Annotated in this window: 23 protein-coding genes, 1 tRNA gene and 3 pseudogenes; 19 read left to right on the forward strand and 8 right to left on the reverse strand. The window is 47.2% G+C overall.

Annotation, left to right across the window (positions count from 1 at the left end):
• Window positions 1-75 (forward strand): annotated as a pseudogene (locus CRG49_RS06660) (IS1595 family transposase); the annotation flags it as partial.
• Between the two features lie 128 nt (window positions 76-203).
• On the opposite strand, the gene CRG49_RS06665 reads toward CRG49_RS06660, so the two are convergent.
• Window positions 204-392, reverse strand: a complete 189-nt coding sequence (locus CRG49_RS06665) for a hypothetical protein (protein WP_095501876.1) — start codon at window positions 390-392, stop codon at window positions 204-206.
• A gap of 120 nt (window positions 393-512) precedes the next feature.
• On the opposite strand from CRG49_RS06665, the gene CRG49_RS13145 reads away from it, so the two are divergent.
• The 10 genes from CRG49_RS13145 (at window position 513) to ruvB (ending at window position 8,181) form a co-directional block, all read left to right on the forward strand.
• On the forward strand, window positions 513-701 hold the full coding sequence (locus CRG49_RS13145; protein ID WP_154143372.1) for a hypothetical protein: 189 nt from the start codon (window positions 513-515) through the stop codon (window positions 699-701).
• 89 nt (window positions 702-790) lie between these two features.
• Window positions 791-1,981, forward strand: coding sequence for a replication initiation factor domain-containing protein (locus CRG49_RS06670; RefSeq protein ID WP_095501875.1), 1,191 nt, complete (start codon window positions 791-793; stop codon window positions 1,979-1,981).
• Between the two features lie 50 nt (window positions 1,982-2,031).
• Complete coding sequence (locus CRG49_RS06675) at window positions 2,032-2,322, forward strand: hypothetical protein (RefSeq protein WP_095501874.1); 291 nt, start codon at window positions 2,032-2,034, stop codon at window positions 2,320-2,322.
• 2 nt (window positions 2,323-2,324) lie between these two features.
• Window positions 2,325-2,519, forward strand: coding sequence for a hypothetical protein (locus tag CRG49_RS06680; protein ID WP_095501873.1), 195 nt, complete (start codon window positions 2,325-2,327; stop codon window positions 2,517-2,519).
• A 64-nt stretch (window positions 2,520-2,583) separates the two neighbouring features.
• On the forward strand, window positions 2,584-2,838 hold the full coding sequence (locus CRG49_RS06685; RefSeq protein ID WP_095501872.1) for a hypothetical protein: 255 nt from the start codon (window positions 2,584-2,586) through the stop codon (window positions 2,836-2,838).
• Between the two features lie 384 nt (window positions 2,839-3,222).
• The gene (locus CRG49_RS06695; protein WP_095501870.1) at window positions 3,223-4,629 is read left to right on the forward strand and encodes a virulence factor TspB C-terminal domain-related protein; all 1,407 of its coding nucleotides are present in this window, start codon (window positions 3,223-3,225) and stop codon (window positions 4,627-4,629) included.
• A gap of 1 nt (window position 4,630) precedes the next feature.
• Window positions 4,631-4,930 (forward strand): DUF2523 family protein, encoded by a 300-nt coding sequence (locus CRG49_RS06700; protein WP_095501869.1) that lies wholly within the window; start codon window positions 4,631-4,633, stop codon window positions 4,928-4,930.
• Window positions 4,931-4,932: 2 nt separating this feature from the next.
• Window positions 4,933-6,093, forward strand: a complete 1,161-nt coding sequence (locus CRG49_RS06705; protein ID WP_097784585.1) for a zonular occludens toxin domain-containing protein — start codon at window positions 4,933-4,935, stop codon at window positions 6,091-6,093.
• 679 nt (window positions 6,094-6,772) lie between these two features.
• Window positions 6,773-7,081 (forward strand): hypothetical protein, encoded by a 309-nt coding sequence (locus tag CRG49_RS06710; protein ID WP_095501575.1) that lies wholly within the window; start codon window positions 6,773-6,775, stop codon window positions 7,079-7,081.
• Window positions 7,082-7,149: 68 nt separating this feature from the next.
• Complete coding sequence (ruvB, locus tag CRG49_RS06715) at window positions 7,150-8,181, forward strand: Holliday junction branch migration DNA helicase RuvB (protein WP_095501576.1); 1,032 nt, start codon at window positions 7,150-7,152, stop codon at window positions 8,179-8,181.
• A 180-nt stretch (window positions 8,182-8,361) separates the two neighbouring features.
• On the opposite strand, the pseudogene CRG49_RS06720 reads toward ruvB, so the two are convergent.
• A pseudogene (locus CRG49_RS06720) lies at window positions 8,362-9,774 on the reverse strand (TonB-dependent receptor); the annotation flags it as partial.
• Between CRG49_RS06720 and CRG49_RS13150 the strand changes: the two are divergent.
• From CRG49_RS13150 to CRG49_RS06730, 3 genes are all read left to right on the forward strand, one after another.
• Complete coding sequence (locus CRG49_RS13150; protein ID WP_154212922.1) at window positions 9,717-9,956, forward strand: hypothetical protein; 240 nt, start codon at window positions 9,717-9,719, stop codon at window positions 9,954-9,956. The pseudogene CRG49_RS06720 and the gene CRG49_RS13150 sit on opposite strands and share 58 nt — an antisense overlap.
• A gap of 97 nt (window positions 9,957-10,053) precedes the next feature.
• On the forward strand, window positions 10,054-11,367 hold the full coding sequence (locus tag CRG49_RS06725) for a DUF2130 domain-containing protein (protein ID WP_095501578.1): 1,314 nt from the start codon (window positions 10,054-10,056) through the stop codon (window positions 11,365-11,367).
• Between the two features lie 51 nt (window positions 11,368-11,418).
• Entirely contained in the window at window positions 11,419-12,657 is a 1,239-nt protein-coding gene (locus CRG49_RS06730; RefSeq protein ID WP_095501579.1) for a multifunctional CCA addition/repair protein, read from the forward strand.
• 62 nt (window positions 12,658-12,719) lie between these two features.
• Here the strand turns inward: CRG49_RS06730 and CRG49_RS06735 are convergent, their stop codons facing one another.
• Window positions 12,720-13,316: a phospholipid-binding protein MlaC gene (locus tag CRG49_RS06735; RefSeq protein WP_095501580.1), complete on the reverse strand. Its 597-nt coding sequence runs from the start codon at window positions 13,314-13,316 to the stop codon at window positions 12,720-12,722.
• Window positions 13,317-13,531: 215 nt separating this feature from the next.
• On the opposite strand from CRG49_RS06735, the gene CRG49_RS06740 reads away from it, so the two are divergent.
• Together CRG49_RS06740 and CRG49_RS06745 are read left to right on the forward strand one after the other, a co-directional pair.
• Window positions 13,532-13,616: transfer RNA gene (locus CRG49_RS06740), tRNA-Leu, on the forward strand.
• 199 nt (window positions 13,617-13,815) lie between these two features.
• On the forward strand, window positions 13,816-15,030 hold the full coding sequence (locus tag CRG49_RS06745) for a pyridoxal phosphate-dependent aminotransferase (protein ID WP_095501581.1): 1,215 nt from the start codon (window positions 13,816-13,818) through the stop codon (window positions 15,028-15,030).
• A gap of 54 nt (window positions 15,031-15,084) precedes the next feature.
• Here CRG49_RS06745 and aspA read toward each other — a convergent pair whose 3' ends face one another.
• Both aspA and alaS read right to left on the reverse strand, forming a co-directional pair.
• Window positions 15,085-16,488, reverse strand: a complete 1,404-nt coding sequence (aspA, locus tag CRG49_RS06750; protein WP_095501582.1) for an aspartate ammonia-lyase — start codon at window positions 16,486-16,488, stop codon at window positions 15,085-15,087.
• A 166-nt stretch (window positions 16,489-16,654) separates the two neighbouring features.
• Complete coding sequence (alaS, locus tag CRG49_RS06755) at window positions 16,655-19,279, reverse strand: alanine--tRNA ligase (RefSeq protein WP_095501583.1); 2,625 nt, start codon at window positions 19,277-19,279, stop codon at window positions 16,655-16,657.
• A 269-nt stretch (window positions 19,280-19,548) separates the two neighbouring features.
• Between alaS and CRG49_RS06760 the strand changes: the two are divergent.
• Window positions 19,549-20,682, forward strand: a pseudogene (locus CRG49_RS06760) (polyamine ABC transporter substrate-binding protein).
• Between the two features lie 85 nt (window positions 20,683-20,767).
• Here the strand turns inward: CRG49_RS06760 and hpnC are convergent.
• The 3 genes from hpnC to CRG49_RS06775 form a co-directional block, all read right to left on the reverse strand.
• Window positions 20,768-21,583, reverse strand: a complete 816-nt coding sequence (gene hpnC, locus CRG49_RS06765; protein WP_095501588.1) for a squalene synthase HpnC — start codon at window positions 21,581-21,583, stop codon at window positions 20,768-20,770.
• Between the two features lie 75 nt (window positions 21,584-21,658).
• Window positions 21,659-22,438 carry a ferredoxin--NADP reductase gene (locus CRG49_RS06770; RefSeq protein WP_095501584.1) on the reverse strand — a complete coding sequence of 260 codons (780 nt, stop codon included), beginning with the start codon at window positions 22,436-22,438 and terminating at the stop codon, window positions 21,659-21,661.
• Window positions 22,439-22,570: 132 nt separating this feature from the next.
• On the reverse strand, window positions 22,571-23,731 hold the full coding sequence (locus CRG49_RS06775) for a PLP-dependent aspartate aminotransferase family protein (RefSeq protein WP_095501585.1): 1,161 nt from the start codon (window positions 23,729-23,731) through the stop codon (window positions 22,571-22,573).
• Between the two features lie 204 nt (window positions 23,732-23,935).
• On the opposite strand from CRG49_RS06775, the gene folE2 reads away from it, so the two are divergent.
• Window positions 23,936-24,709, forward strand: coding sequence for a GTP cyclohydrolase FolE2 (gene folE2, locus CRG49_RS06780; RefSeq protein ID WP_095501586.1), 774 nt, complete (start codon window positions 23,936-23,938; stop codon window positions 24,707-24,709).
• A gap of 219 nt (window positions 24,710-24,928) precedes the next feature.
• Window positions 24,929-26,737, forward strand: coding sequence for a protein-disulfide reductase DsbD (gene dsbD, locus CRG49_RS06785; protein WP_095501587.1), 1,809 nt, complete (start codon window positions 24,929-24,931; stop codon window positions 26,735-26,737).
• Window positions 26,738-26,868 lie beyond the last annotated feature (131 nt).

The following is a 26,868-nucleotide window of genomic DNA, read 5'->3' on the forward strand; positions in this document are numbered from 1 at the left end:
GAGTTTAGGTTTAACCACCGGCATGAAGATTTAGGTAAAATATTAATGAAGATGCTTCGAAATAACCCAATTTAATATTTTTGCTTCCTAAGCCCCTTCTATAATTTCAGCTTCTGCTTTGTCCGTTCTGATAGTGATTACTTCGTTATATATAAGTAAAAGTAAAATAATAACAATTATTTTATATAGCAACTTTAGCCATTTCATTTCTTTTCTTCTCTGTGTATTAAATGGGCTTGCGCGTCTTTCCCAAATTCGGTGACAAGGATGTCCATTAGCTCTGTCCATTTAACAGTTCTTCCGATTTTTAGACTTGCCTCCATTGCAAGTCTTTCTATTTTCATTTTTTTTTCTATATTTATATTGTATGTAGTTGTTCCGATTCTTGCCATTTTTAGATTCCTTTTGAATTTTCTAATTTTAAAATTTTCTACCTAAAAAATATTTACCTATTTACTTATACACTTTTTTTATGGTAAGTTTCCTAAAAATAGGTAAATAGGTATTTAGTTATGTTTTCAGCTTCTGTAACCCGACTTGATGAGGCATGGAAAGTTTCATGTCGTGATGATTCTGAGTTAATTCACGCTCTTTATTTTTACGACTGTGATTTTCTTGATTCATTCGCTGCTTTTGATTCGGCTTTGCGTTCTGCCGAAATTTATATGGACTTTGGTGTCGCCGTTCCGTTTGTTGTTTGATTTTTCTCGTTTTTTTCTTTTCGGATTTTTCCGAATTTCTGCCCCCCCCCCTATCTAACAGGGGGGTTACAGAAACCTAGGGGTTAAGCATGGTTCAGGAAGTTTTTGAGTGTTACGAAACATATGTTTTGGACAGTAAGGGTAATTTGCTTGGTGTTCCGCTTCGTCGAGGTGTTTCCGATTCTGCCTTTATCGACCAAATCAGTTTTTCATTCCATGAGTCTGCTTTTTGGGAAAAGTACGGTAAGCGTGTGAGCCTTTTAGACGACGAAGATTTTGTTCGTGCTGCGTCCATGCTTTGTGAAGAAATTTTAGGTTTCGGAATTACCAAAGAAGCCAAGGGTAGCGGTGGCCGTTTTTATGATCGTTGTTGGCTCATGCAATCGGGCGATATTCTTTATGGCCGTGTCCATTTTGGAGGTCAGAATCAAACAATGCTTATCGAATTGACCGCTACGGGTTGCGGTGCTGCTAAATCAGGTTGGGAATCTCGTTTGTATGAATTTATTTCATCTGCGCCTCGTGCCAAGATTACCCGTGTTGACGTTGCTAAGGATTTTTTTGCTGGCGAATACAACCCTAATCAAGCTCGTGAAGATCGCAATAAAGGTCTGTTTACTTGTCACCATATCAAGCCAAAAGGCGAATGTATTGGGTCAGATTGGGAGGAAGAGGACGAATCCAAAATGGTTAACGGAAAAACCTATGCCGTTGGTTCTCGCGAGTCATCAAAATATGTTCGGATTTATGAGAAAGGTAAACAATTAGGCGATAAATCAAGCTCTTGGGTTCGTTTTGAGATTGAATTTAAGTCGAAAGACATCGTTATACCGTTTGAAGTGTTGCAAAGCCCTGGTGAATATTTTGGTGGTGCTTATCCGATTTGTGAGCGTTTTTCAGATAAGGCTACTCGTGTTAAGGCAAATAAGGAACAGGCTCAAATTTCTGCTGATCGTTATCTTGAGTGGGTGCAAAAACAGTTTGGCCGTGCTGCAAATGGTCTTAAGTTTATTTTCCCTACGCTTTCTAAAGAAGAATTATGGGACAAGATCCAGCCCGAACATTGCCTTTTGCCTAAATGTTTGACGCCTGAAGCCTATGATTGCGATTTCGTAAAAGGGCAATTTATTCATAATGAATCTAAATTTGAGCCTAAAGACGATTTCGATATGGTTTCTTATTTTCAGTCTCTTGAGCGTGAGTTGAAAGAATCCGTTAGGGCAACCTATGAAGAACGCATGTATGACAAATACGCTAGATTGCCTATCAGCTTTTGTTAAGGGCTTTGGTGGCTGCCCGTGAAGTCACTCATTTAATTTAAGGAAATATCATGAATATCACTCTCCCCGGTCAAATTGTTGGCGTTAAGAAGTTTTCAGGTCAGATTGAGGGCAAGAATTTTGACTATTGTCGTCTGATTGTGGCTACTCCATTGGATAGCTCTCAGGGTAATGCTTTGGGTAGTTCTACTACTGAATATGACTACGGTCAATCTTCTAATTTTGAACAATTCCGAAATGCTCAGTTTCCGATTGATGCAATGTTGAATGTTGAAATTGTGACTACTGGCAAAACTCAAAAAATGAAAGTAACTGGTTTTCAGCCTGTTAAGAAAGGTTGATTATGAATTTGGTCTATGTTGTGCAATCTGTTAATACTGGCGATTTCCTTTATTTATCGCCTGAAACTGGCGATATAGGCCATACCCGAATGATTTCTGACGCTGGTCTTTTTCAAGATTTTGATGAAGCTGTTGAAGCTGGTATTGAAGAAATTGGGAATCAGTTTGAATTTGTGATTTTCGGTTTTTATCAATGATTTCGGGCTGGCCGTTTGCCTCTGAAAACGGTACTTACTTTTTTAATTTTTAAAGGAAAACATCATGAAATTCATGAATTTAGCTCGCACTTATGGTGCAAAAGTTGTTTTGGCCGTCGGTCTGTCTTCTGCTTCCGCTTTGGCTTTGGCTAATGACGGTTCGTCTGGCTACTCTTGGTCTCAAGTTGGTACTCAAATTGCTCAAACCGTTTCGTCTTTGACTGCCGTTATTGGCTCTGTTGGCATGTCGCTGATTACCGTTGCAGGCGTTATGCTTGGCTTCGGTATCCTCTTTGGCTTTATCCGTCGCGGTCGCTAATTAAGGTTGGGTTGGATATGGGTTATAGAGTAAAAAGCCAATGTTTTCAGACTTTGGAAGCTGCGCATGATTACGTTATGTCCGATGTCCAACCCGTCCTTACTCAAGACGGTACTATATTGGCTCCCGTTAAAATTTTGGATAAGTGGTATTTTAATGGAAATGAGATTCTTCTTACTTTTCCTGAATGTTCATATTCCGAACAAATTTATTCGGGTCTTGTTTTTGGGGCATATTTCATTTCTTTATTTGCTTTGATGTTTTGTTTTAAGGCAGTCTATAAATTTATACAGGGATTAAACGTAAATGGTGGTTGATTTTCCGTTTCTTTTTGGTTTTTTCGCTGCTTTATCGGTTATTTATTTGTTTTGGTAAGGGGGGGTTATGATTAAGGATAGATTATTAGCAGCTTTTTTAATAGCTGCTTTTTTGTTGCCTAATGCTCATGCCGATTCTCGTCGATATTTTGGTTCTTCCGGTTCGGGTATTGTTACGTTAACTGATTCTAAATATTCCGCTAAGCCACTTTGGCAACCTTTCGATTTGATTGATAAAAAATCTGGTCGAATTTATGAAATGACTAAATTGGCGTGTGTGATGAATTCTTGTTGGTACTATCAAAATGAGACCGATGATTACTACGAGCCTCAGGCTCTTAATGAGCTTATGAATGGCGGTGGTGGTGGTCGTATTGATATTGTCGATTTAGATAATTTAGACGGTGGTGGCGGTGGCGATAAAACACCGTCTCCTACCCCTGCCCCGTCTCCTGCCCCTGCTCCGTCTCCGAAACCTGSTGGTGGCGGTTCTGCTGGCTCTACTGGTGGTGGCGGTTCTGCTGGCTCTACTGGTGGTGGTGGCTCTGCTGGCTCTACTGGTGGTGGTGGCTCTGGAGATAAGATTGAAGTTATTTGGTACGTTGATGATGTTTACTCGGAGACTCGTCAGGGTGCTTGCTCTGCTTGGGCTGCAAAGAAAGGTGGTGTTGGCCATTTAAAATCTTATCCTGATGTTTCCGAATCTTATAGGTGTACTGTTTATTCTTCTTCGGGTTCTTTTATCGTTGATTCTCATGTCAACCCTATTAAATCTACTTTTTCTTCCGATGGTAAATGTAATGACGGTTACAAGTCTTATAAGTCGTCTGGTCGCGGTACATTTTCTGTTTTGTGTACTGTAAAGCATGATCCTACTCCGTCTTCTCCTGTCGTAGGTTCGACTGAGATTTCTGCTGGTGGCTCTAATGGTGTTTCTACTGGTAGCAACATCCAGGGCGGTTCTGTTGGTAGTCGTGGCGGTGTTAATACAGCGTCAAAACCGCAACAGATAGCCCCTAATCAGGGCGGTCAGGCTGCTGATAGCGGGGGCGGGGGCAATGCGGGCGGGGATTCCACGGGCAGCAATGCCCCCGCCCCCGCTAACGGCGGTGGTACTGGCAACACTCAAGGCGGTGGTACTGGTAATGCTCAAGGCAGTGGTGGCAACGGTGGTGATGGCCAAGGTGGCGGTGGCGATTTAGGCGATATAGGCGATTTTAGCGAATCTGATTTTGGTTCTTTAGGTAGTTCTTTCGATGGTTCGTTTTCAAAATCCGGTGAGTTTTCAGAGTCGGGCTATTGTCCTCAGCCTGTGATAGTAGATGTTAGTTTTGCTGAGTTTAGTGGTTCTTTTGAGCTTTCTTACGATTTGTTTTGCGAGTTTGCCAAGTCTATAAGGATTTTTGTCGTCATGTCGGGCTGGGCATTTTCTTCTTTGATGGTTTATTACGCACTTTCCAGGGTTGCCACTTGATATGCATATATTTGCTATTTTAGGCGCATTTCTTCGAGCTTTGTCGCCTTTACTTATTTCGGTTGTTTTTAAACTTTTTACTACTCTTGGAGTTTCTTTTGTTTCTTACAAGGCTCTTGGTAGCGTTTTGGAATCTCTCATGTCAAATGTATCGGCCTATTACCATATGATTCCTGATGCTGTTTTAGGTTTGGCAGGTTTGGCCGGGATTCCTGAGTTTTTTAATATTTTGTATGGTGCTCTTAATTTGTCGATTGGCATTTTTGTAGCGGGTAAGGTTTTTAGATTTTTGGATAAATAAATATGATTACATTAATTACAGGATTGCCCGGTTTGGGCAAAACGTTATCGGTTGTTTCTGACTTGGCTAAGCGTTTGCAATCTGATTGGGCTGGTCGTAAGGTTTTTACTCATGGCATTAAAGACTTAACCATTCCCGTTGAGTCTATACCTGACGGCCATACAATTAATGACATGCATGTTTGGCTTAAAGATGAAAGGTATAAAGGCTCTATTATCATCATTGATGAGTGTCAGACTGTTTTCCCGCCCCGTTCTTCGGGTTCTAAAACACCTGATTTGGTTGACTGGCTGCATGTGCATCGTCATTTTGGCGTTGATTTGATTTTGATTACTCAGATGCCGTCGAGGATTGATAAGCAAGTTAGGGATTTGGTCGGTGCGCATTATCACATTCACAAGAATCCCTTGGGTGTGCGTATGCGTTATTATTGGGATTATTGCGCTAATAATCCCCTATCTGAGCTTAAAAATGGCCGTCCAGAAATTTATAAGTTAGATAAAAACGCGTTTAAACTTTATAAATCCGCTGAGGTGCATACTAAGATAAAAACTCCTAAAACGCGGGTTCTCTGGTTGCTTCCCCTTTGCCTATTGGCATTTTTTGCATTTTCATTTATGGGTTACAAAAATCTTTCCAAGTTTTCTACTGGCGGTCAGTCTGATTCTGTTGCTGCTTCAAATTCGTCTGTATCTGATGTTGTTGAATCCGGTGTTAGTAATGGTGCAAATTCTGTTTCTGCTCAGGCTGGCGAAAAGATTTTGGCTGACAAAAAGCGTGATTTGAAGCCTGAAATGTTTGAACCGACTATACCAGGCCTGGTTGAGTCTAAGCCGATTTATAACGATGTTAGACGTGTGCAACAGTTTGAATATCCCGTTGCCTGTGTTGCTGGCGGTAAATCGGGCTGCTCCTGCTACTCGTCTCAAGGCACGCCTATCAAAGAGATTGATAAAAAGACTTGCGTTGACTATGCAACCAACGGCTTGCCGTTTAATCCGTATAAGGATAAGCCCCGTGTCGATACAAAGCCAGTAGTCTATGACGTGCCACAATCTCAAGTATTGGTTATGGGCGGTCAATCTCAGCAAAACTTGATGTATGATGGCTATAATGACGCTCGGCCTGACATGCAATCGGGCGCGGTTGTCGGTGCTAATTAAGCCTAAAGGCCGTCTGAAACTTCAGACGGCCTTATTATCGTGGGTTATTGACTAAACAGCATGATTAACGCTAAGATAACGCGTGTCTCAATGACTAAAGTCAATTGCAAATTACCGCATACAATAAGGATTTGCATTTGATAGCTCCCTGTCAAAATTTAAAATTTGGCAGGAAAAGCAAAATCCCCATATTGCCGTATGGGGATTTTTGCTATCCCCACCGCTCGGCTTGTCAATCGTTAAATCTAAGTCATATTAAAATCCTTTCATATTTTGTTGGTCTTTCCGCCCTACTCAGGATTGTGGAGCTGGGAGGGGCTAAACATTTAGTGTAGGCGTTTTTTTTAATGTCAGTCTTGCGTCGCTTGGTCGGGGTGCGATTGGCAAAAAAACAGGCAAATCCCAAAAGATAGGGGAAGGTTTGTAAAGATTCGGGTGCTTTTTCCGAATCTTTATGAATACCCCTATCTTTTGGGATTTGCCTGTTTTTAAATCGCAAAACACCGATAAAGCGAAGCAAGACTGACATTAAAAAATCTGCGCCGGAACGGGTCGCTTCAGTATCTGTTGCCAAAACCAGTAAACATAATACCTACATTATACGAATTTATATAATCATCTCGAAGAATACACTTATGCTGTATAATCCAGCCTATTATCTCATGTTTCCAATGACTTTATGTTCAATACCGATTTACTGCGCGAGAAAATTATCAACGAAGATTATCAGCGCATGATTATTGTCGACAGCGGCGATTTCAGCGCCACTGAAACCGGTTTGCTTCAAGAAATTTTACAGCGCTTTGATTTTGATGTGATTCAGGCACAGGCATTGGCTCAGGCGGTTTTGCAGCAACAGCGTTTTGATCCGAATGAATACCATATCGACAGCGACGATGAAGACATCACCGGCGTGTGTCCGCATTGTATTAATCCGCCCATGCCGCCGCTGCGTGATTACTTGGCTTGGCGTGAATTGCGCGGCTAAGCGCTATATTAACTTTGAGGCCGTCTGAAAATATTTCCGGCTTTTGCCGATGATTGAAATGATGAATTATGTTGCAAACCGATAATCTTACCGCCCAGCAGCCGCAGCGCATTATTGCGGCACAATCGATTTCTGCCCAAGAAGAGCTTTTAGAACGCGCCTTACGCCCGAAAACACTGGCGGATTACATCGGCCAAGCCAAGGCTAAGGAACAATTAGCGATTTTTATTGAAGCAGCGAAAAAACGCGGCGAAGCGCTTGATCATACCTTATTGTTTGGCCCGCCGGGTTTGGGCAAGACCACCTTGGCGCATATTATTACTAAAGAATTGGGTGTCAACTTGCGCCAAACCAGCGGTCCGGTATTGGAACGCGCCGGTGACTTGGCAGCCCTGTTAACCAATCTTGAGCCGCATGATGTTCTTTTTATTGATGAAATTCATCGTTTGAGTCCGGTTGTCGAAGAAATTCTCTACCCTGCCCTTGAGGATTATCAGCTTGATATCATGATTGGCGAAGGCCCTGCGGCGCGTTCGGTAAAAATCGACTTGCCACCGTTTACGTTGATTGGCGCCACCACGCGCGCAGGTATGCTGACCAATCCGCTGCGTGACCGTTTCGGTATTGTTTCTCGCTTAGAATTCTATGAAAACAATGATTTAGCGACTATTGTCAGCCGTTCGGCGCAATTGTTGTCGTTGAACATGGGCGATGAAGGTGCGATGGAAGTGGCCAAACGCAGCCGTGGTACGCCGCGTATTGCCAACCGCCTGCTGCGCCGTGTGCGCGATTATGCCGAAGTGAAAAATAATGGTGTAATTGATGCCGATATTGCCGATGCCGCTTTGAGCATGCTAGATGTTGATGCCAAAGGCTTAGACGTGATGGACAGAAAATTTCTCGAAGCCATTTTGCACAAATTCAGCGGCGGCCCTGTGGGTTTGGAGAACGTCGCGGCGGCGATTGGCGAATCCACCGATACGATTGAAGATGTGATTGAGCCTTATTTGATTCAACAAGGCTTTTTACAGCGCACACCGCGTGGTCGTGTCGCTACCGAGCGCACTTACCTGCATTTTGGCTTGAAAGGTGCTGAATAAACTCGATATCGATAGGCCGTCTGAAAGTTTTAGGCGGTTTAATTGATGATTCTTTATATTATATTGAATTAAAGCGCAATTTATTTGTACAATTTATTTGTACATAAGAAATTATTCATAAAAATCAAACATAAAGGCCGTCTGAAACTTTTTTCAGACGGCCTTTCTTCATTGTCAAAATCAGAACGAATATTCCGCTTTCAGCCAATAAGTTCGTGGCATGCCCAATACGGCAAAGCTACGGTCATACTGGCCGCGCTGTACTTGCCAATAAGCTTTGTTGAACAAGTTCTCGACTGCCGTACTCACGGTTAAATCGTTTTTACCCAGCTTGGTTTGATAGCGTGCGCCGATGTCCACCAAGGTGTAAGACGGGAAAGCGTATAGTTTTTGCGTGTCTTGATAAGATTTGCCGAAATACTGCACATGGCCCGACAACGTCAAGCCCTTCACATAAGGCGTATCCCATTCCACGCCCGCTTTGGCAATCACGCTCGGATTGACAACTTGTACGCCGCTGACCAGATTGTCTTTGTAATTCGGATAATCTTTCACTTGCGATTTCAAATACATCAAACCGAAGCTCGGGCGTAAGGTTTGGTTGAGCAGGCTGGCGTAAACATTAAATTCGATACTGCGATTGCGCTCAATGCCCTGCTCATCGCCCGCAGCTGCGCCACTGGCGGCAAAATCGGTTCCGCTGGTGGTGTTGCCGCGCCAATAGCCCGGACGGCGGATTTGGAAGGCATTTAAAGTAGTGACAAAATCGCCCCAGTTTTTACGCACGCCGATTTCAAACTGACGGCTGACGCGCGGTTTGGCCATGGTGGTATCGCCGGTGGTGTCGTCCACGCTCAAGCTGGCCGGCTCCAAATCTTCCATGTAGTTGCCGTAAACGACCAAATCCGGTTGCGGCACCCACGCGGCCATCAACATTGGGCTGAAGCGGCTGGCATCAGCTTTGGTTTGATCACGATTATTCTTTTGTTCGACTTGCTGCAAGCGACCGCCTAAAGTCAAGCGGTAGCGGTTATCGGCAAAACCCATGGTATCGGATAAGGCCAAGCTGTTAACTTCAATGCGGGTATCCAGATTCGGTGTACTTTCCATGGTAGTCGGATAGTCGGCAGTAAACGAAGCCAGTTGCGAGGCAATATAGCCGGTGCCGTCAATTGTGGCTTTGCTGCTGCCTGCTTTGCTGCCGCGATAGGTTTGGCGGCGGCGGTCGATGCGGTCTAAGGCTGCGCTCCACGTGTGATCAACCGCACCGGTTTCAAATTGGCCGCGAGCGGTGAGATTCATGCTGGTGGTTTGAAAACGCTGATCGGTCAGACGCGCGGTGTTGGTGTTGTATTGAGTGCTGTCGGTGGTGCTTATTGTTGGCGAAATCAGCGTGCCGTAATAGCGCGCATCGTTGTAGCCGATACCGCCGCTGATTTGAAAATCGTAGTCGGTGTCATATTCAAAGGTCAGCATATTGGTTTGGCCGCGGGTGTTTTGCCAGTTCCACGAAGGTAGCAAATTGGTGTCGCCGCTTGGTGCGTCAAACAATCGGCCATTGGTATTTTGAATATCTTGAATACGCGCGCGACCGCGCCAAAGTGGTTTTGCTCGATGAAGCCACGTCCGCCCTTGATGAGCCAACCGAATCGCAGCTCTATCGCGCCATTCGCGAAAAAATGCCCGAAAGCATCATCATCAGCATCGGCCACCGCAGCAGCCTGAATGAATTTCACAATATTCACTATGATGTCGGCGCGGTGAAATGCGATTAACGCAATGTGCTGAAACCATCTGAAAGGCCGTCTGAAACCTAGTTTTCAGACGGCCTTTCTGCTAAAATAACGCACAAACACATCACGCGAGAACATCATGCCCGAAATCAAATGCCCACATTGCCACACCGCTTTTACCGTAGATGAAGCCGGTTATGCCGACATTGCCAACCAAGTGCGCACGCTGGAATTTCAGCAGGAATTAAACGAGCGTTTAGCACAAAGCCGCCGCCAGTTCGACACCGAAATCAAGCTGGCGGAAAACACGCTGGAAACGGCTTATCAGCAAAAACTTGCCGCCAAAGAACGCGAATTGGCCGAATTGGCGGCGCATTTAAAAAGCCATGAAAAAGACAGCCAATTGGCCGTTGCCGAAGCGGAAGGCCGTCTGAAAGCGCAATTGGCCGAGCGCGATCAGCAAATTGCCGCGCTGCGTTTGCAGGCCAAATCGTTGGAAGAATCGAAAAACATTGAAAAAGAATTGGAAATCCACCGTGCCGTCGCGGTGAAAGAGCGTGAGTTGGGCGAACTCAATGCGCGGTTTTTATTACAGGCCAAAGAGCGCGAATTGGAAAAACAAGCCTTGCGTGAGCAATATCAAGCCGAATTGAAGCAAAAAGATGAAGCGATTGCGTTTTATAAAGATTTCAAAGCGCGCCAATCCACCAAAATGGTCGGCGAAAGTCTTGAGCAGCATTGCGAAACCGAGTTCAACCGCATCCGCACCACCGCTTTTCCGCAAGCCGTGTTCGGCAAGGATAACGACGCGACCGGCGGCAGCAAAGGCGACTATATCTACCGCGAATGTGATTCAGACGGCAATGAAATCATCTCGATTATGTTTGAGATGAAAAACGAAAACGAAACCACCGCCACCAAAAAGAAAAACGAGCATTTTTTCAAAGAGTTGGATAAAGACCGCCGCGAGAAAAAATGCGAATATGCCGTGTTGGTGTCACTTTTGGAAGCCGATAACGAGCTTTACAACGGCGGCATTGTCGATGTGTCGTACGCTTATCCGAAAATGTATGTCGTGCGGCCGCAATTTTTCATTCCGCTGATTTCATTGTTGCGTAATGCTGCGCTGAATACCTTGAAATACAAGCAGGAAGTCGCCCAAATGCGCGCGCAAAATATCGACATCACGAATTTTGAAGAAGATTTGAACACCTTTAAAACCGCATTTGCCCGCAATTATGAATTAGCCAGCCGCAAGTTTCAGACGGCCATCGAAGAAATCGACAAAACCATCACTCATTTGCAAAAAACCAAAGAAGCGCTGCTCTCTTCGGAAAACAACTTGCGCTTAGCGAATAATAAGGCGGAAGAATTAAGCGTGAAGAAACTCACGCGCAAAAATCCGACTATGAAAGCGGCGTTTGAAGCGTTGGGTAACGACGCTACGAAATAAAACAAAGGTCTCAGGCCGTCTGAAAACCATTTACTTCACTGAAAGTTTGCTATGCAGATTTATTTAGTCGGCGGTGCTGTCCGCGATCATTTATTGGGCTTAGAAGTCAAAGACCGCGACTGGGTGGTGGTCGGTGCCGATGCGTTTACCATGCTGGCGCAAGGTTTTCAGCCGGTGGGTAAGGATTTTCCGGTGTTCCTGCATCCCGACAGCCACGAAGAATACGCCCTCGCCCGCACCGAGCGCAAAACGGCCAAAGGTTATGCCGGTTTCGCCTTTCATGCCGATAAAGATGTGACGTTGGAGCAAGATTTGATGCGCCGCGATTTAACCATCAATGCCATGGCGCAAGATTCAGACGGCCTGATTATCGACCCGTTCGGCGGGCAGCAAGATCTTTCAGACGGCATTTTGCGCCATGTTTCCCCTGCTTTTACCGAAGATCCGGTCAGGATTCTGCGCATTGCCCGTTTTGCCGCGCGATATGGCTTTGTAGTGGCTGATGAAACCATGCAGCTGATGCGGCAAATGGTGGTCGATGGCGAAGTCGATGCGCTGGTGGCGGAACGGGTTTGGCAGGAATTGGCCAAAGGCTTGATGGAGCAAAATCCGGCGAAAATGATTGAAGTTTTGCGCGAATGCGGTACGCTGGCGGTGTTACTGCCCGAAGTAGAAGCTTTGTTCGGTGTGCCGCAGCGGGCGGATTTCCATCCCGAAATCGACAGCGGCATCCACACGCTAATGGTGTTGCAAAAAGCTGCTGAAATGGGCTTAAGTTTGCCGGAACGCTATGCCGCACTACTGCACGATTTGGGCAAAGCCAAAACGCCGTCTGACATTCTGCCCAAGCATCACGGCCATGACTTGGCCGGTGTGCGTTTGGTGCGAGAAGTGAACGAGCGTTTGCGTGCGCCGCGTGCGTGTGCCGAATTGGCCGAGTTGGTTTGTCGCTGGCACATTATTTTTCATCAAGTGGCGCAGCTCAAACCGGCTACTGTATTGAATACCTTAAAGAAAACCGATGCCTTCAGACGGCCTGAACGATTTCAGACGGCCTTGAATGTATGCGTGGCCGACCAACGAGGCCGTCTGAATTTTGAAGATGCCGAATATCCGCAGCGTGAATATTGGTTGAATTTATTACAAGCGGCCAATGAAATCGATGCCGGTAACATTGCCGCCCAGTGCACTCAAAACCAGCAGCAACATTTAATTGCCCAACGCATAGACGAAGCGCGTTTGGAGAAAATCAAGCCGATTCAGGAAGCTTTTAGAGCGCAGCACCATTAAGGCGAAAAATATAAAAGGCCGTCTGAAAACAAACGTTTTCAGACGGCCTTTTTGTCCATCCATTACTGCTTTTTCAAGCCCTTGGCTTTCACGGTCGCAATCGCACCGTCAATGCCTTTTTGTTGGATTAACTCATTGAATTGATTTCGGTAAATTGTTACCAAGCTGGCACCATCTACGCGGATATTGTAGATTTTATATACCGAGCCGACTTGATAAAGCTGGTAAGCCACTTCGTATTTGGTACCGCTTTTGGTTTGGATTTCAGAGAAAACATCGTGTCGGTTGCCATTGGAAGTCATTTTCGGCAACAATTTCACTTTAGCATCCGCCGCACCCATTAAAGCAGAGTGCGAATACATGTTGATAATCATGTCTTTGAATGCGCTGATGAATTCAGTTTTTTGCTTAGGGGTAAAATTGCGCCACGGTGCGCCCACAGCCAAAGCAGAAATGCGCTCATAATCCAGATAGCGGTTGGCATAGCTTTCGATTTGCTTCACTTTTTGCGCTTCACTTGCCGAACTTTTGGCAATCTTCAACACAGTATCCATATTTTGCTGCATTTGCGTTTGCGCAGGATGCGTCGCAGCGGCAGCATAAGGAGCCACAATTGCCATCGGCGCGGCCAACATCAAAGCAGATAAATAACGGGTCATGTTTTTTCCTTTATCAAGGTGTGGGGAAAGTTTGGCTATTGTAATTGCTTTGATATTAGGAAATTTTAATAAAATGTAAAAAACCATTCAGGCCTTCTGAAAATAAGTTAGCAGCGTATGAATAAATTATCATTATATATCAATCGTTTTTAAATTAAGTCGAGCAAACTACTTTACAAATTTTTTGCAGTCACTATAATAACGACTTCTTCACCGCCCAGGTGGCGAAATTGGTAGACGCAGGGGACTCAAAATCCCCCGCCGCAAGGTGTGTCGGTTCGAGTCCGACCCTGGGCACCAAATTTTAAAAAGACCGCTTTATGCGGTCTTTTTGCTTTTGTATCTCGGCTTCAGACGGCCTAATTAGCCATTTTCGCCTGTTTTTACCGATAAATTTGCTAAAATCGCAAATATTGTCGCTTATCCCCTTTTATTCTGATTACAAAAAGGGTACATTTACTACATTGTAAACAATCTTCAATTTGACGGAACACACATCATGGATCGCTTTCCCAAATCTGCAAAACTCGATCATGTCTGCTACGACATCCGCGGCCCGGTACACAAAGAAGCCCTGCGCCTGGAAGAAGAAGGCCATAAAATTTTGAAGCTGAATATCGGCAACCCTGCGCCTTTCGGCTTTGAAGCGCCGGATGAAATTTTGGTTGACGTTATCCGCAATCTGCCGACCTCACAAGGCTATTGCGATTCTAAGGGTTTGTATTCCGCGCGTAAGGCCATCGTGCATTACTACCAAACTAAAGGTTTGCGCGACATTACCGTGAATGATGTGTTTATTGGCAACGGCGTATCCGAGCTGATCACCATGTCTATGCAGGCATTGTTGAACGACGGCGATGAAATCCTGATTCCGGCGCCGGATTATCCTTTGTGGACGGCCGCTGCCACGCTGGCAGGTGGTAATGTGCGCCATTATTTGTGCGACGAAGAAAAAGACTGGTTTCCGGATTTGGCTGATATGGAAGCCAAAATCTCGCCGAAAACCAAAGCGATTGTGGTGATTAATCCGAATAACCCGACCGGCGCGGTGTACAGCAAAGAAATACTGCTGGAAATCGCCGAATTGGCACGCAAACACGGCCTGATTATTTTTGCCGATGAAATCTACGACAAGATTTTGTATGATGGTGCCGTGCATCACCATATCGCTGCCCTCGCCCCTGATTTGCTGACCGTTACCTTTAACGGCTTGTCAAAAGCCTACCGTGTGGCCGGTTTCCGTCAAGGCTGGATGGTACTCAATGGTCCGAAACAACACGCGCAAGGTTATATCGAAGGCTTGGAAATGCTCGCCTCTATGCGCTTGTGTGCCACTACACCTATGCAACACGCGATTCAGACGGCCTTAGGCGGCTATCAAAGCATCAACGAATTTATCTTACCGGGTGGCCGCTTGCTAGAGCAACGCAACAAAGCTTACGAACTGGTGAACCAAATCCCCGGCATCACCTGCGTGAAGCCGATGGGTGCGATGTATATGTTCCCGAAAATTGACACGGAAATGTACAATATCCATGACGACATGAAATTCGTTTACGATTTGCTGGTGCAGGAAAAAGTATTGTTCGTGCAAGGTTCCGGCTTCAACTGGATTAAGCCCGACCACTTCCGCATCGTCACCTTGCCTTATGTGCATCAAATTGAAGAAGCAATGGCGAAATTGGAACGTTTCTTGAAAAATTATCGTCAATAGTGAAATACAAAAAAAGGCCGTCTGCTTTCAGACGGCCTTTTCTCTTTTAGCGTATTATTTATTCAATTGCGCATTCAACATGTTTTCACGCGACAGAATACGATCCAAATCTGCGGCTTCCATCAAGCCCAAATCCAAAATCACATCGCGCACGCTTTGGCCGGTAGCCATACAGATTTTGCCGATGTAATCGCCGTTTTCATGGCCGATGTACGGATTCAAGAAGGTAATCAAACCGATGGAATTGAACACATAGCTTTCGCATACTTCACGGTTGGCCGTAATGCCTTTCACGCATTTTTCCGCCAAGCCCGCGCAAGCGTTGTTCAGCAGTGAAATCGATTCCAGCATACATTGCGCAATCACCGGCTCCATCACGTTTAATTGCAACTGCCCTGCTTCGGAAGCGAAGGTAATCGTGGTGTCGTTGCCCAATACTTTGAAGCAAACTTGGCTCACCATTTCCGGAATCACCGGATTTACTTTTGCCGGTGTAATCGAAGAGCCTGCTTGCATTTCAGGCAAATTGATTTCGCCAAAGCCGGCACGCGGGCCAGATGACAGCAAGCGCAAATCGTTACAGATTTTCGATACTTTCACCGCCGTGCGTTTCACCGCGCTGTGCACCATCACATACGCGCCGCAGTCGGAAGTCGCTTCAATCAGGTTTTCGGTCAGCTTGACATCCAAGCCGCTGATGGCTGCCAATTTTTTTACTGCCAAATCGGCATAACCTTCCGGCGTGTTCACCCCGGTACCGATGGCGGTTGCGCCCAAGTTCACTTCCAACAACAATTGGCGCGTGCGCTCTAAATTGATGATTTCTTCGTCCAACAATACTTGGAACGATTTAAATTCCTGACCCAAAGTCATCGGCACTGCATCTTGCAATTGTGTGCGCGCCAATTTCAATACGTCTTTGAATTCATCCGCTTTTTGTGCAAACGAATCTTTCAACACAATCAGATTTTTCAAGAAATCGCCCACGCTGTAATACACTGCCAAGCGGAAGGCAGTCGGGTAAACATCGTTGGTTGATTGGCTGGCATTCACATCATCAATCGGGTTCACGACTTCATAATTACCCTTCTCTTGACCCAATTGCTCCAAAGCCAAGTTGGCAATCACTTCACAGGTATTCATGTTGACTGAAGTACCCGCCCCGCCCTGAAACACATCGGTCGGAAACTGATCCATGCAGCGGCCGTTGACCAAAATTTCATCGCAAGCCTTATCAATCGCACCTGCCACTTCCGTCGACAACGCACCTAATTTACCATTGGCCTGCGCCGCCGCTTTTTTCACCTGTACCAAGCTGCGTACAAAATGCGGCATATCCGCAACTTTTTGCGAAGAAATCTGGAAGTTTTCCAAAGCGCGTAAGGTGTGGATGCCCCAATACACATCACTCGGAATCTCACGTTCGCCCAATAAATCATATTCAACACGATAACCCATACTCTAAAACCCTCTTTGAGAAAATATTGATATCACCGGCACGCGGCTACACAGGGAATAAGATAATCTTGTTAGCCTGATTTGTCCATATATTTAAGGCATAATTATGCGGTGATTTTTGGATAAAGGGCCGTCTGAAACCCTTTTCAGACGGCCTTTGTACTCATTAAGCCAATTTTTCGTTCGCCCAAGCTTCAACACTTGCCAAGGCTTGCGGCAGCTTATCTGCTTCGGTGCCTCCGGCTTGTGCCAAATCAGGACGGCCGCCGCCTTTGCCGCCGACTTGTTCTGCTACGAATTTGACCAAATCACCGGCTTTGACTTTTGCGGTCAGCGGCTTAGATACACCGGCACACAAGGAAACTTTGCCTTCGTTAACTGCGGCCAACAGAATCACGGCTTTATCGGATTTGCCGCTTAAATCGGTCACGATTTCACGCAAAGCAGCGGCATCGGCTTCGATCTGGGCGACAACCAGTTTGGCTGCGCCTAAGTCTTTGGCGTTATCCAGCAGCTTGGCACCTGCGTGTACGGCCAATTCGGCTTTGGCTTTGGCTAAGTCTTTTTCCAAGGCTTTGGTTTGGGCGGCGTTGGCTTGGATTTTGGCCAATACGTCGCGCTCGGTTTGGGCTTTCACTTCGCCGATGATGTCGCGCACCAAACGTTCTTGGTTTTGCGCCCATTTCAAAGCGTTCAGACCGGTGATGGCTTCGACACGGCGCACGCCTGCAGCGATGCCGCCTTCGCTGATGATTTTAAACAGGCCGATGTCGCCGGTGCGGGCAACGTGGGTGCCGCCGCATAATTCAGTAGAGAAATCACCCATTTGCAACACACGCACTTCGTCACCGTATTTTTCGCCAAACAGCATCATCGCGCCGGTTTTTTGCGCATCTTCCATGCTCATAATATTGGCATCAACTGCAACGTTGGCCAAAATGGCTTGGTTCACGCGGCGTTCGATTTCGGCAATTTCTTCCGCGCTGATGGCTTGCGGATGAGAAATATCGAAACGGGTTGAATCGGCGGTAACCAATGAGCCTTTTTGCTCCACATGGTCGCCCAATACATCGCGTAAGGCTTTGTGCATCAAGTGTGTGGCGCTGTGATTGCGCATATTGGCATCACGCACATCGTTATCGACTTCTGCGGTCACCGCATCGCCTACTTTCAGACGGCCTGACGTTACCACGCCGAATTGACCGAATACCGCGGCTTTGATTTTTTGCGTATCGCGTACTTCAAAGCGATTTTCTCCGGCAAAGATAAAACCGACATCGCCCACTTGACCGCCTGATTCGGCGTAAAACGGAGTGAAATCAATCACAACCACGCCGCTCTCGCCTTCAGCCAATTCGTTCACGGCTTCGCTGTCTTTGTACAAAGCCAATACAGTGGCTTGAGTGCGGAGTTCGGTGTAGCCTTGGAACTCGGTATCTTGACCTTCGTAAGCCAATTGGGTGTTGGCTTTGAAGCTTTGTGCGGCACGGGCGCGGGCACGTTGGGCTTCCATCTCGCGGTTAAAGCCTTCTTCGTCCAATTCGATGCCACGTTCACGACAAATATCTGCGGTTAAGTCGTATGGGAAACCGTAGGTATCGTAGAGTTTGAAGATAACTTCGCCGCTTAAGGTTTTGGTGCCATCGGCCAATGCATTTTCCAGCAAGGCCATGCCGGTTTCTAAAGTTTGTGCAAAGCGGGTTTCTTCGTTTTTCAAGGCTTCTACGATTTGCGCTTGTTTTTCCACCAATTCAGGATAAGCCTCGCCCATTGCTTTTGCTAAATCAGCCACTAATTTGTGGAAAAACGGTTGTTTTTGACCCAATTTATAACCGTGGCGCACCGCGCGGCGGATAATGCGACGCAACACATAACCGCGGCCTTCATTGCTCGGCAATACGCCGTCGGCAATCAGGAATGAGCAAGAGCGGATATGGTCGGCAATCACTTTCAGGCTTGGTTCGTCCATGCTGAACGGTGCGCAGGTTTCGCGGGCAACGGCTTTGAGCAAGTCTTGGAACAAATCAATTTCGTAGTTGCTGTGTACCCCTTGCATCACGGCGGCCATGCGCTCCAAGCCCATGCCTGTGTCGACGCTTGGTTTTGGCAGCGGATTCATGTTGCCTTGTTCGTCGCGGTTGAACTGCATGAAAACGTTGTTCCAGATTTCAATCCAGCGGTCGCCGTCTTCTTCAGGGCTGCCCGGAATGCCGCCCCAGATGTCTTCGCCATGGTCGTAGAAAATTTCCGAGCAAGGGCCGCAAGGGCCGGTGTCGCCCATTTGCCAGAAGTTATCAGACGCGTAACGCGCGCCTTTGTTGTCGCCAATGCGCACAATGCGCTCGGCAGGCAGGCCGATTTCATTCAGCCAGATATTGTAGGCTTCATCATCTTCCGCATACACGGTGGCCAATAATTTTTCTTTCGGCAGATTGAGCCATTCTTTGCCGGTCAAAAAGCCCCAAGCAAAATGAATCGCTTCGCGTTTGAAATAGTCGCCAAACGAGAAATTGCCCATCATTTCAAAAAAGGTGTGGTGACGCGCGGTGTAGCCAACATTTTCCAAGTCGTTGTGTTTGCCGCCGGCGCGCACGCATTTTTGCGCGGTGGTGGCACGGTTGTATGGGCGTTTGTCGAAGCCCAAGAAGACATCTTTAAATTGGTTCATGCCCGCGTTGGTAAACAGCAGGGTCGGGTCGTCATGCGGCACGAGTGAAGACGAGCGCACGATTTGGTGTTGGTGTTGTTCGAAATATTGTAGGAATTTTTGGCGTAATTCAGAAGTTTTCATGGTATTTTCTGTAACAGGTTTAAACAGTTTCAGACGGCCTGTTGAAGCTTTTCAAAGGCCGTCTGAATTTAATTTTCAGATTCTGCTTATCTTACCGCAAATCCTTGTTTCAAGCTATCTATCGGCCTGATTATCGGCTACAAATGCGCGCATCTGCGGCGAAGTGTTTCAAAAATGAATGTTAACATCGATAATTTTTCGCCAAATCAAGATTTTATCGCTTATAATCGCTGACTTTTACACCCGAGAACGACATTAAGGAACACACGATGCGCAAACATTTGTCTTTAATCGGCTTGGCCGTGTTGACTCTCGCCGCCTGTAGCGGCAATCCCGAAACGAAACAAAGCGCCGGCCAACCTACTGCCAATAACGGCGGCACATTGAAAATCTATAATTGGTCGGACTATGTCGATCCGAAAACCGTGGCTGAATTTGAACGCAAAAATAACATCAAAGTCAGCTATGATGTTTACGACAGCGACGAAACCTTGGAAAGCAAAGTGTTAACCGGCAAATCCGGCTATGATTTGGTCGGCCCGTCTAATGCGTTTATCGGCCGTCAAATTCAGGCCGGTGCGTATCAAAAAATCGACAAGGCGCTGATTCCTAATTATAAAAATCTTAATCCGCAATTAATGGCTTTGATGGAAAACGTTGACCCCGGTAATGAATACGCCGTGCCGTTTTTTTGGGGCACCAACACCTTTGCCATCAATACCGAACGCGTAAAAAAAGCCTTGGGCGATATGCCCATGCCGCAAAACGAATGGGATTTGGTGTTCAACCCGAAATACACCGCTAAGTTGAGACAATGTGGCATCAGCTATCTCGACAGCGCGGCAGAAATGTATCCGATGGTGTTGAATTATCTGGGTAAAAATCCAAACAGCAGCCAAACTGAAGACATTTAGGCGGCCACGGATTTACTTAAGCAAAACCGACGTAACGTTAAGCGCTTCACGTCATCCGGTTTCATCGATGATTTAGCGCGCGGCGATACTTGCGTGGCCATTGGTTTTGGCGGCGATTTGAACATTGCCAAACGCCGTGCTGAAGAAGCCGGTGGCAAAGAAAAAATCCGTGTGATGATGCCGAAAGAAGGCGTGGGGATCTGGGTGGATTCGTTTGCCATTCCGAAAGATGCCAAAAATGTGGCCAATGCCCATCAATACATCAATCATTTCTTAGAGCCGGAAATCGCGGCGCAAAACGGCAATTTTGTCACCTATGCACCGTCGAGTATGCCGGCCAGAGCCTTAATGGACGCCGATTATCGTGACGACAACACGATTTTCCCGAGTGATGAAGATTTGAAGAACAGCTTTATTATGGTGCCGATTGAGCCGAATGCGTTGAAGTTTATGGTGCAACAATGGCAGGCTTTGAAAGCTGGGAAATAAGACTTATGATAGTCAAAAAACAGGCCGTCTGAAAAGCAATAATCAATAAAATTACTGCTTTCAGACGGTCTGTTTTATTCAAAAGTTATTTCTTCTGAAACGCGCGTTTGACGATAATCATCCAGTCTTTTTTATCCAACACCGGCCGCTGGTTAAACACATCGTATTTAATGCCATCAAGCTTTTGCAAAATCAACTGGCCGCCGATAATAATCATGCGCAATTCAAAACCGATTCGGCCTTTGAGCGTTTTACCCAAGGGCGAGCCGCCTTTGAGCATGCTGAAGGCGCGTTCGCATTCGTGTGCCATCAAGCGTTGGAAAGCGAAATCGGCTTTGCCCTCGGCGATTTGCTGCTCAGTGACTTTGAAGCGCGCCAAATCATCTTGCGGAATATACACGCGCCCTTTTTGCCAATCGATGGCGACATCCTGCCAAAAATTAATCAGTTGCAAAGCGGTGCAGATGCCGTCGCTGCGGGCGATGCTCACAGGGTCGTGTTCTCCGTAAAGATGCAGCAGGATGCGGCCAACAGGATTGGCAGAGCGGCGGCAGTAATCGACCAATTCGCCAAAGGTTTGATAGCGTTTTTTGACTACGTCTTGTTTAAACGCGGAAAGCAAATCGTAAAACGGCTCAAGCGGCATGTTGAAAGGTGCAATCGCTTCATGATTAAGCCGCTGCATGAGCGCGGTTTGTGGCGTTTCGCCCTTTTGGATGCGGTCTAATTCGTGTTCCAATTCGGTCAAATCGTGCAAACGGCTTTCGTCGCTGACATCGCCCTCATCAGCAATATCATCAGCAGTGCGGGCAAAGGCATAAACGGTGTGAATGGGTTTGCGCAAACGGCGCGGCAAAATGATGGAGCCGACAGGGAAATTTTCGTAGTGGTTAACAGACATAATATGTTCTTTGTGTGGTGTTTTTTCAGACGGCCTTTTCATTTAACAGGCCGTCTGAAACAGATTACAGCCTAATCAAAAGCCGTTTTCCATCATTATTTGGCCGGGTTCGCGGTTGCGGTGCATGGCGTAGCCCAAGTCCATCAAGGCTTGGAAGGTGTCTCTCACCATAGCCGGATTGCCGCACACCATAAAGCGCGTATCGGCTTTGTTGAACGTAAAACCAATGTGTTTTTCCAAACCGCCTTCCAGCAGCAAAGCCGGAATGCGTTGGTTGGATAAGGTGTTTTCAGTGGTTTCGCGTGTGGTGACCGGCACGAACACCAATTTGTGGAAATGCTCTTCAATCAGCGGATGGTCTTTTAAATCGGCCAAGCGTTGGTTGAAAATCAATTCGTCGGCATACGATACGGAATGCACCAGCACCAAACGCTCGAAGCGCTGCCAGATTTCCGGCTGCTCGATGATGGATAGAAACGGCGCAATGCCGGAGCCGGTAGAAAGCATGACCAAATCTTTGCCGTCTGGGAAGCGCTCGGGCAGCAGGAAGCCGGTGGCGGTTTTGTCCAGCAGGATTTCATCGCCTGCCTGCATTTTTGCCAGTTTGGCCGACATCGGACCGTCTTCAATCAACACGGCGAAATATTCCAAAGTATCGGCATACTCGGCGGATACCACTGAATAGGCACGCCAGATATAACCTTCTCCGTCGCGGAAACCCAAGCGTGAGAATTGGCCGGCGGAAAAGCGGTAGGCTTCGGGGCGCGTGATGGCGAATGTCATCAGTTTGGGCGTGTGGTGTTTCACCCATAACACTTTTTCTTCGGTGAACTTGGCTTCAGGTGCGGCGGCCATAAGGTTTCCTTTGGTCAAAAATATTTCAGACGGCCTTGATTATACGCTAAGGCCGTCTGAAAAATAACAGTAAAGTTTTTGTGGAAATAGATTTCAGATGCCGTCTGAACGCTTTTCAGATGGCCTAGATATTTACAAAGTCGTGTCCAAAGCTTTCGAAATATCCTGCCAAATGTCGTCCACGTCTTCAATGCCGATGGAAAAACGCAGTAAGCCGACTTTGATGCCCATTTCCATTTTCACATCGTGTGGCACGCCGCTGTGTGATTGCGAATAGCAATGGTTGACCAAGCTTTCGACACCGCCCAAGCTGGAGGCCATTTTGACCAAATCCATGTTTTGAATCACGCTGTTGGCCGCTTGTTTGGTGTCGTTTTTCAGATAAATCGTCACCACGCCGCCGATGCCCTTAGGCATTTGCGTTTTGGCTAATTCGTAATGCTCATGCGACGGCAGCCCTGGGTAAAACACTTTTTCCACCGCCGGATGGTTTTCCATACGTTTGGCGATTTCCAAGGCATTTTCACAGTGGGTTTTCATGCGCAAAGCCAAGGTTTTAATGCCGCGCAACACCAGCCAGCAGTCAAACGGGCCGGCCACTGCGCCGCTGTTGACCATCATGCTATGCAAAGGCTTGGCCAATTCTTTGGTTTTCACCACCACCACGCCCATCAACACATCGGAATGGCCGCATAAATATTTGGTGGCCGAATGAAACACAATGTCGCAACCCATATCCAGCGGACGTTGCAGATACGGTGTGGCAAAGGTATTGTCGATGCCAACCAGCGCACCGGCTGCCTTGGCTTTGGCAGCTAAGGCCGGAATATCCACCAAGCGCAACAACGGGTTTGACGGTGTTTCCAGCCACAGCATTTTAACGTTGTCGTGTTCGGCCAGCAGCGCATCGAGGTTTTCGGGCTTGCTCAAATCGGCAAACACCACGTTCACGCCCCACGGCGCATACACATCGTTCAACAAATCATAGGCACCGCCGTAAATATCAGCCACGGCAATGATGGTGTCGCCCGGCTTCAAAAACGTCCGCCACACGGCATCAATGCCCGCCATGCCGCTGGAAAACGCAAAACCGGCGGCAGCGTGTTCCAAATCGGCAACCGTGTCTTCCAAAATTTTGCGCGTCGGATTACTCAAGCGCGAGTAACGGTAAGGGGTTTGCTCGCCGATTTCATGGGTGGCAAACATACTGTTTTGGTAAATCGGTGGCATCAGCGCGCGCTGGTGTTCGTCGCAATCGTAGCTGGAATGAATCGCTTTGGTGGCAAATTTCATGGCACAAACCTTGTTTCGATATGAATGGCATTCATTCTATCACTATCTGAAAAATAGAAACAATTAATACCACCCTGCCCGCTAAGTGATATAATCTCGCATTTACAAAATCGGTTATCAAGCCGACCTTTTCAGACGGCCTTGAATTACCGTTTGCTGCCCACACATACCAAGCCTAGGCTTAATTCTAAGGAAAAAACACGCATGAACGCCATTGCAGACGTGCAATCCACCCGCGATTTACGCAACCTGCCGATTAACCAAGTCGGCATTAAAGATTTACGTTTCCCGATTACCTTGCGCACCGCTGAGGGCGAACAGGCCACTGTGGCCCGTTTGACGATGACGGTGTATCTGCCTGCCGAACAAAAAGGCACGCATATGTCACGCTTTGTCGCGCTGATGGAACAGCAAACCGAAGCCTTGAGCTTTGAGCGTTTGCAGCAACTCACGCGCGAAATGGTTGAATTACTGGATTCGCATTCGGGCAAAATCAGCGTGAGCTTTCCTTTTTTCCGCAAGAAAACCGCGCCGGTATCCGGCATTCAGTCGCTATTGGATTATGATGTGACCCTTACCGGTGAAATCAAAAACGGCGCATACAGCCACAGCCTGAAAGTCATGGTGCCGGTAACTTCGCTTTGCCCGTGTTCCAAAGAGATTTCGCAATACGGCGCACACAACCAACGCTCGCATGTGACCGTGTCGCTGGTGGCTAATGCGGAAGTCGGCATCGAAGAAGTGATTGATTGCGTAGAAGCACAAGCCAGCTGCCAGCTCTACGGCTTACTCAAACGCCCTGACGAAAAATTCGTGACTGAGCAAGCGTATGAAAATCCGAAATTTGTGGAAGACATGGTACGCGATGTGGCCACTTCACTGATTGCTGATGCCCGCGTGGAAAGCTTTGTGGTGGAAAGTGAAAACTTTGAATCGATTCACAACCACTCGGCTTATGCGGTGATTGCGTATCCTTGACGAAACACTTCATTCAGCAAGGCCGTCTGAAAGCAATAAGTTCAGACGGCCTGATTTTCATGAATATTCAATAAGATAAACTCTCTAAAACTGATTTAACGCAAGTAAACCCGTTTCCTGTTTTTCAGACGGCCTCAAATCACTTATAATGCCGAAAACATTGATATTAAATTCTTGTTTAACCAACACAAACCTACCCCACACCGACAGGTTGTCGATATGAAAAAACTCTTTTATTTGATCTTGGCCTTTCTCGCCTTGTTTAACACGGCTTTTGCCGGGCCGGTTGATGCGTCGAAGCTGTTGCCGCCCGAACAAGCATTCCGCCCGCAAGTGAATGTGACCGAGCAAGGGATTAATGTGCAATTTCAGATTGCCGAAGGTTATTACCTTTACCAATCCAAAATCATCGCCGACACCGATCCCGCCGGTGTGTTGGGCGATACGCCCCAACTTAGCCCCGGCGAAGAAAAAGAAGACGAATTTTTTGGCAAGCAAATCGTGTATCACCACGCAGCACAGGTGAATTGGCCTTACAAACAAGCGTTCGGCCAATATAAATTAACCTTGAGCTATCAGGGTTGCGCCGAAGTCGGCGTGTGCTATCCACCGGTAGATACCACTTTCGACATCAACGGCAACGGCCTGTATGAGCCGCAAGGGGATGGTGCGCCGGTGTCGGCAAAAGAACGATTCACCCGACCTGCCACGTCTTCAGACGGCCTGAAATCTGCGCCTGCCAAGAGCGACAGCAGCCGCTTCAAACTGTCTTGGGATACCTTGAACGCCAATCTGTTGGCGTTTTTTCTCGCAGGTTTGGGTTTGAGCTTTACCGCCTGTATGTATCCGTTGCTGCCGATTGTATCGAGCATTGTCGTCGGCGATAAAAATGCCGGCAAAGGCCGCGCGTTTGCCTTATCGATGGTGTATGTGCAGGGTTTGGCGCTCACTTACACGCTGGTCGGTGTGTTTGCCGGCCTAACCGGTGCGCTGTTGACCGTCTGGCTGCAACAGCCTTGGGTAGTGCTGACCGCCTCTGCCATTATGGTGATTCTGGCTTTGTCGATGTTCGGTTTCTTCAATATCCAATTGCCAAGCTCGGTGCAATCCTATTTCCAAAATCAAAGCAACAAACTCTCCGGCGGCCGCATGGCTTCGGTATTTGTGATGGGTATGCTTTCTGCGCTGATTGTCGGCCCCTGTGTGGCGCCGCCCTTGGCCTTTGCTTTGGGCTACATCGGCCAGACCGGTGATGCGGTATTGGGCGGCTTGGCCTTGTATGCGCTGGCCTTGGGCACGGGCGTGCCACTGATTATCATTGGCACATTCGGCGGCCACATCATGCCGCGCGCCGGTGATTGGATGAATGGCATCAAGTCTGCGTTCGGCTTTATTCTGCTGGCGGTAGCGGTGTATTTGGCTACGCCTTACCTGCCTTACGCGCTGGTGGTGTCGCTTTATACTTTATTGTTGTCGGTTCCGGCGGTGTGGCTGCTGGTGCGCGCCGGCAAGCAAACAGGCCGTCTGAAAAGCGTGGCGATGGTATTGGGCTTTTTACTGCTGATTGGCGGCGCATGGTTTGGCTGGCAAAGCTACCAACGCCAAACCACCGCCCTGCACCATTTCTTAACCTTAACCCCGCCGTCTGAAGCGGGACAAAGCAGCGATCACGGCATCATGTTCACCGATGTAGCCGAACTCAAAGCCGCGATGGATGCCGCTTTGAAAGCCGACCCATCGAAACCGGTATTGCTCGATTTCTATGCCGATTGGTGCGTTTCCTGCAAAGAAATGGCCGCCTACACGCTCAACCAGCCGCAAGTGCATGAGGTGGTGGATATGCAGCGTTTCTTCCAAATCGATGTCACCGCTAATACCGCCGAGCACCAAGCCTTGTTGAAAGAATACGGCTTATTCGGCCCGCCTGGTGTGTTTGTGATTCGTGCCGACGGTACACGCAGCGAAGCCTTATTGGGTTTTGTGAAACCGGATGCGTTTATCGAATGGTATCGACAAAACGAAAAATAATGCGACCTTAGATTAAGGCCGTCTGAAAAGTATGAACTGTCCCCCAATTCTTGGACAAGTTAATAATCTTTCTCAAACAGCCTGTTCAAGCTGGGTTCTGTAAGCCACAGGACTCAGCTTTTTTAAATTCA

Origin of the sequence: Neisseria sp. N95_16 (assembly GCF_002551535.2) — a bacterium.
In the GTDB taxonomy this organism is placed as follows: Bacteria; Pseudomonadota; Gammaproteobacteria; order Burkholderiales; family Neisseriaceae; genus Neisseria; species Neisseria brasiliensis.